This window comes from Bacteroides sp. MSK.20.12 (genome assembly GCF_019052435.1).
GTDB classification, from domain to species: domain Bacteria; phylum Bacteroidota; class Bacteroidia; order Bacteroidales; family Bacteroidaceae; genus Bacteroides; species Bacteroides xylanisolvens.
Window position 1 is genome coordinate 257,983 of record NZ_JAHQVH010000003.1, and the last position, 6,211, is coordinate 264,193.

7 protein-coding genes and 1 tRNA gene are annotated in these 6,211 nt (G+C 33.4%); 3 read left to right on the plus strand and 5 right to left on the minus strand.

The window, feature by feature from the left end:
- The first annotated feature begins 138 nt into the window (after positions 1 to 138).
- From KTR06_RS03055 to KTR06_RS03065, 3 genes are all read left to right on the plus strand, one after another.
- Positions 139 to 222 (plus strand) — tRNA-Leu (locus tag KTR06_RS03055).
- A 175-nt stretch (positions 223 to 397) separates the two neighbouring features.
- Positions 398 to 1,207, plus strand: coding sequence for a Fic family protein (locus tag KTR06_RS03060; protein ID WP_004323155.1), 810 nt, complete (start codon positions 398 to 400; stop codon positions 1,205 to 1,207).
- Positions 1,208 to 1,277: 70 nt separating this feature from the next.
- Positions 1,278 to 1,454, plus strand: coding sequence for a hypothetical protein (locus tag KTR06_RS03065; protein ID WP_004323154.1), 177 nt, complete (start codon positions 1,278 to 1,280; stop codon positions 1,452 to 1,454).
- A gap of 51 nt (positions 1,455 to 1,505) precedes the next feature.
- On the opposite strand, the gene KTR06_RS03070 is transcribed toward KTR06_RS03065, so the two are convergent.
- The 5 genes from KTR06_RS03070 to KTR06_RS03090 form a co-directional block, all read right to left on the minus strand.
- Positions 1,506 to 2,066, minus strand: coding sequence for a hypothetical protein (locus KTR06_RS03070; RefSeq protein ID WP_007842044.1), 561 nt, complete (start codon positions 2,064 to 2,066; stop codon positions 1,506 to 1,508).
- Between the two features lie 88 nt (positions 2,067 to 2,154).
- Complete coding sequence (locus tag KTR06_RS03075) at positions 2,155 to 2,928, minus strand: hypothetical protein (RefSeq protein WP_004323152.1); 774 nt, start codon at positions 2,926 to 2,928, stop codon at positions 2,155 to 2,157.
- Entirely contained in the window at positions 2,925 to 4,106 is a 1,182-nt protein-coding gene (locus tag KTR06_RS03080) for a hypothetical protein (protein ID WP_004323151.1), read from the minus strand. The genes KTR06_RS03075 and KTR06_RS03080 overlap by 4 nt, the downstream gene beginning before the upstream one ends.
- Before the next feature lie 14 nt (positions 4,107 to 4,120).
- Positions 4,121 to 4,813, minus strand: a complete 693-nt coding sequence (locus KTR06_RS03085; protein ID WP_005833670.1) for a hypothetical protein — start codon at positions 4,811 to 4,813, stop codon at positions 4,121 to 4,123.
- Positions 4,814 to 5,212: 399 nt separating this feature from the next.
- Positions 5,213 to 6,211 (minus strand): mobilization protein (locus KTR06_RS03090; protein WP_217289950.1); only part of this gene is annotated, 999 nt, incomplete at its 5' end.

Here is a 6,211-nt window from a genome sequence, read left to right on the forward strand (position 1 = left end):
GCTAATGTACGGTTTATTCTCTGAATAGAGAAGTGTTTAAGATATGTTTTATTATTTTTTTCTCCTTTTTTTTGCCAAACTATTGTGGAATCAAAATAATGTCGTATCTTTGCACCGCAATTGAGAAATCAAGTATGCGCCCAGATGGCGGAATCGGTAGACGCGCTGGTCTCAAACACCAGTGGATTCACTTCCATCCCGGTTCGACCCCGGGTCTGGGTACTAAGAAAAAAGCTAAGTAATTGATAATTCAATACTTAGCTTTTTCTTTTGCTTGAATTTTCCCCACATTTTCCCCACACGTGCAAAAAATATAGCAGTAAGTCATTATTTCTTTTGGTTGAACGTAGTAAATAAGTTACCTTTGAAAAGAAATAAAGCCTATTAAATAAAAGTAATGGAACAAGGTGTTTGGCAAGAAATAGAACTGTTGTACCAGAAGTTTCAAAAACTTGGTATCAGTGAAGCGGTGGACTATGACAAGTACTACCTTTATTCTCTCATTACCCATTCCACAGCCATAGAAGGCTCAACGTTGACCGAACTTGATACGCAGCTTCTCTTTGACGAGGGAGTAACAGCGAAAGGGAAACCGCTTGTGCATCATCTGATGAATGAAGATTTGAAGCAAGCGTACGAACTTGCCAAAGTTGAATCAGACAGCCTTGTACCTATAACTCCTACTTTTCTGAAAAGGATGAATGCAATGCTGATGCGTACTACTGGCAGCGTTCACAGTGTGATGGGTGGCTCTTTTGATTCTTCTAAAGGAGAGTTCCGTCTATGTGGTGTTACGGCTGGTGTTGGCGGACATTCTTATATGAACTATTTGAAAGTTCCTGCTAAGGTGGATGAACTTTGTGCGATTCTTCAAGAGAAGCAAAAGAAAATGGGAACATTTCGGGAACAATACGAATTGAGCTTTAATGCCCACCTTAATTTAGTAACTATTCATCCGTGGGTGGATGGCAACGGAAGAACGGCTCGATTATTGATGAACTACATCCAATTTTGCTATCACCTTTTTCCGACCAAAATATTTAAAGAAGATAGAGAAGCCTATATCCTTTCCTTACGTCAATGCCAAGATGAAGAAACCAATCAGTTGTTCTTGTTGTTTATGGCAGGACAGTTGAAGAAGTCGCTTTCTTTGGAGATTGAAAGGTTTAAAGCTTCGCAAAAGAAAGGATTCTGTTTTATGTTCTGATATTATATTAAGCAAAGAATTACTATTTACGAATTTGGGTAACTTTGTGTAGAATTAAAAAAAGTTTAATATGGACTTGGTGCAAATTTATCATAAAGCAAATATTTTGATTGCTCAGACTTACGGTATAACAGGTGTACCGGAAAAAGGATATGTTATCGTTACTGTTAATAATGTTAGATATATTGTATATTTCTACAAAATAGAAAGTGGCTGGAATATTGAGAAAGTAGAAGAATGCTTATAACTGAATTCTGCCTTTCTTTCCATTATTACAGTTGAAGCTAATTTTTTATGTTTATCTTCTATATAGTTTATGTAAATGTCTAAACAAATTATGTAGCCAATTTCCTTTTTTCTGAAGTTTTACACCAAATATAGCTTCGCATAAATCACTCATATTTCTTTCTTCCATTCTCTTTTTATTGGCATAGAAATGAGTATTATCTTCTTCACGATAGCTTACAAGAATTCCTGATTCAAATCTTAAGAAAAGCTCTTTTTCATACAGTGAAGCATATCCTTGATGTACATATTTCATCATTTTGCCATGTGGAATACGTATAACTTCTGAGTACCAATTCGCAAAGACTTTTGTTTGTCCGGGAAATAAAAAATCTAATCCAACTTCTTTATCTGCACCAAATTTTTTATTACCCTCAGATATATTAGCTTTCAAATCAACAAGATATAATTTATTATCCTCAATAAGCCAAGAACCTATATACCCTCTCCAGCACGCCGTATGTGAAGCAATAAACCTTATATCATGCTTAATAAGATAAGAAGCTAATGGCTCTGTCGCAAGATAATATTCTTCACCATTATAAATTAATCGTTCTCTACATTGTGCTGTCATAATATATCTAAATTATAAATGAAATTTCCACTTATTAGTATTTAACATAACTTTTAAATAGCATTAGGTCTAATGTTACATTTTAGGATTAATACTTTTCAAGTCGTCTAAATATTGCACTATATTTATTTGAAATGGTTGAAGTTGGTATAGTTAAAAAAGAATTTTGACTTTCTTTATCTTCACTTTCTATTGCCTTATACTTTGCAAGCAAAGTCTGTATATAAGATTCCTCTAAATCAACATTTAAATTATGCTGAACAAAATCACGTAACATTTCATAATTGTATTTTAATTCAAATATTTCAATAAAATTCTTTTCGCCATTTGTATATAAAACAAATTGTCTATCGACAATTGCTCCAGAAGCAGTTCGATAACCGCAAGCATAATATATTCTGTCACCATGAAATTCTTCTTCCTCCAAATCTTTTATCATTTTTCGAATTTTAGGAACTGATTCACTATAATATATATAATCACAGATTTCGCGTTCTTCTTCTGTAATATATGACTCTTTAATTTTTTTAGCATATCCTTGAGGCTTTTCAAAATTCGATTCAAAGATGTTTGGAAATAGCCATCCTGTAGTTTTAGTAAGAGGAACATAGTTATTTGCCAATATAGTTCTTCTTTGGCTTGCATACATATAAAGTTGGCGTTGAATTCTGTATATGTCAGATTTCCAACTGAAACTATCAATATGTTCCTTTACCATATTACGCTCAAAGAAACCATAAGAACCATCTACATTATTACTTATATAGTTCTTCATTTCTTTTGTAATAAAACTCTCACTTTCATTCTCATTACATGAAGAAAACAAAAGTAGTCCAAACATAAATACTATATACTTAATCATAATTCTTTCTTTATTCTATCTAACAATTTTTTTAAAACATCCCTATTATGCTTATTTTTCAAAGCTTCTGAATAAATTTCATTTGCAGTAGTTAACTTATTAGGCTGGTAAGGTTCTATAAACATTTTAGGATTAGCTTTCGTTATAATTTCATTATATAAATACGATATATCAGGTTCTATATTAATTTTAGAACTTAAGCTGTTCGCTGTTGAACGATATTTTGAAAAACGATATATTAGATATGACAAATAAACAAATAGTATAAAAAATAATGTCCAAAAGCAAATTTTGACAACAAAGAAGTGCTCTGTATAATAAGTTTCTTTATCATTATTATAGTTTAGATGATTAAATGTGACTTCATAAGTCAACAGTGGATATGTATCATAATACACACGATAAAAACCATTATAAATCCAATTTATTCGATGCCCACATAACGGTTCGCCTTCTGGGTTAGGTGAGAGTTTTATATTTTCAAAATTTACATAATTATTGTCTTCAAAGTTTTGATAATGACCTTCTGTCTGCAAGTAGTAATAGCGATTGTAAAGACTTAAAATTTTATTAATTGTTTTCTTGTTATTTTGATTATAGCAATCCTTATAATTTCTATCTTCTTTTATAAGGTACTCAAGTGCACTAGTACAACTCTCATCTAAAGAAGGTCTCCAATCTCTCAAATTATATGAAGATTGTAAGTACCCTACAGCTACTGGTTTAAAAATAAACATCTGAAACTTATCTTTCTCTTGATATTTCAGCAAGAAGGCCCTCCAAGGCATATTCTTTACTGCATTCAATTCATATAACTCCCTAAAACACCCCGGCCTTAAACATTTGAACATTGTTGATGTTAGTAGAGGGAATCTGTCATAAGGGAATAGCCTTTCAACAGAACTATAGAAAGTTGCATCTTTTTCATTCCTATTATCAATAAACTGAACTGCATCCATATCCATAGGAACATAAGACGTACTGCCATACTCTTCTGAATACATCAAACGAGATTCTCCTGCCCAATATTCATTTAATTTATCATAGAACTCCTTCTGTAAAGTGTTCTTTTTCTTTTCCACATAACTCTCTGACATCTGTAAAACATGCAAGTGCAAGAAATAGTAAGCTATAGGAAAGAATATTAATACTAAAATACCAATAAAAATTTTCTTCATCTTTACAATTACATTTATTTACGAATAGATTTGGCTTTTACAACTTTACGATAAGAAACATTTTCGTTATCTTTAAATTGAATCATTCTATATTTATTTCCACCAACATAATAAGACCCTCCAGCACCATATGGTCCTTCATACGTAAATGTCACTTCAATATTATGATAGCAATTATTCATATAATCATTTCTTGGGCGAGTGCTCTTTACAAACATCATTTTAAAATCTTCATACGAATATTCTACAAAATAGGCATCAGGACATGTTACGTTAAGTATTCTTTTCTCCCAACCAGCTTCATCAAAAAGAGGCTCCAATAATACTTCCATTACAGTTCCCTCAATACCACTAGAAGTATATCCTGCAATAGTTCTTAATAACTCTTCAAAAGCATCTGCAATGGCTTGCATTTTATCTGTCGTATCATAAAACAGTCTCACTTTATAATTATCCCATTTTGAAAGAACTTCATATTTGTTAGATTGTATTTCTTTATATATTGTATTCAATTCCTTTAATTGATTAAATACAATTATTGTGTTGCTATGGTTATTAGGAAATTTCAAAAAAGATGCAGAAGCATCTAACAATAAATCATTTACCTTTTCCAATTCATTCAAACTTCTGTCATAATCATCTTGTGAGAACGAAGGAATAGTACATATCAAACACACAAAAAATATAAGCAATTTCATTCTTCTCATTTTACAATTAAATTTATTCTACAATCAGAGTATTTAATTAAAGTATAACCTTTTAGATTACATATACAATAATCATCTAATATCAAATATAAAATTTATTATTCTTCTCAATATCCAAGAAAAGATAATATTAAATTATAAAGCGTGGAACTGTAATGCCACGTCTTTGAATGAAGGTCCTGAGAAAACCTTTGTGTACAGATGTAACAATAGCAGCCCACGCTATAGCGTGAGAACCACTATGCTATTCTTGTACACGTTTGAAAGTTTCTCAGGTTTTCATTCGCAAGAAATAAGCATAACGCTTCTTCTAAATTTTAATATGTCTTGGACAGAGTTGTCTCAATCCGCTTACAAAGATATTTAATTTTATTGAGATACAATCAAATACTATCAATATTACATTCTGAATCCTCTACTTTTTCTTGATTCTTCCGTTGATTGTCGTAAACCTTGCCTTAATTTCTCCCATTGCTCTTTGAACCATTCGCTGATTGGTTGTCGGTTTATAGTCAGCACCAATTTGTTATCATCAACCGAACTTTTCTCCACTTTGAAAACATCATTCTTTATTTCAAATCTTCGTCTATGCTCTTCGGAATAGACTTTTCCATTGCATCTGATAGCTTCCTTTTTGGTCAAAAGACTGTTTACCATGTCTTTGGTAAATCCGATGGCATAGCAGAGTTTTTCCATTCTCAACATTTCTTTGAGCAATGGGAACCAGTTGAACGCTTTTTCAAGAATGGCGTTCAATCGTGATATTTCCTTGTCTTTGGCTTCAAGTTCTTGATGATGTATTTCTTGAAGATTGCGAATCTGCTTGCCATGCTGTTCCTGCATTTGTTGCATCTTGACTTTTAATTCATCAATGCCCTTGTCACGCTTGGCTATTTCATGCCGTAAACTCTCGTTGGCTTGCTCCAAATCTTTCAATTTTCCGCTGCCGAAAAGAGAACCGACGCCACTTGCTATGGCTGTGGCTGCATCAGTGGCTACACTTTTGAGCTTGTCGGTGCGTATCTCCGATTTTACCTGTTTGAGTTCCTGTTCGGCAAGGCTTACCTGTTGCTCCTTGTGTCGCTTGGTTTCCTCTATACGTTGCAGTTCGGCTTTCTGCTTCTCAATGATGAAGTCGTTTCGTTCCAGATGCTCTTTGCCTGTAACAGCTTTTGCCTGCCCACGTTCCATCAGGAGAATATCGGAAGCAAGGGTCTGCATGGTTACCATATCCTCGTCATTGAGCTTTCGGCTCTTTCCGGTTTCGTGGTTCATCCAGTCGAAAACGATATGTGCATGATAATTCGGCTTGAACCATCTGCTCCCAACCTGAAAACTTTCCCTGTCTTCCGCTTCCGGCTGACCGTTCAGCCAATGCCCTTCGTCTTTGTGCAGGAA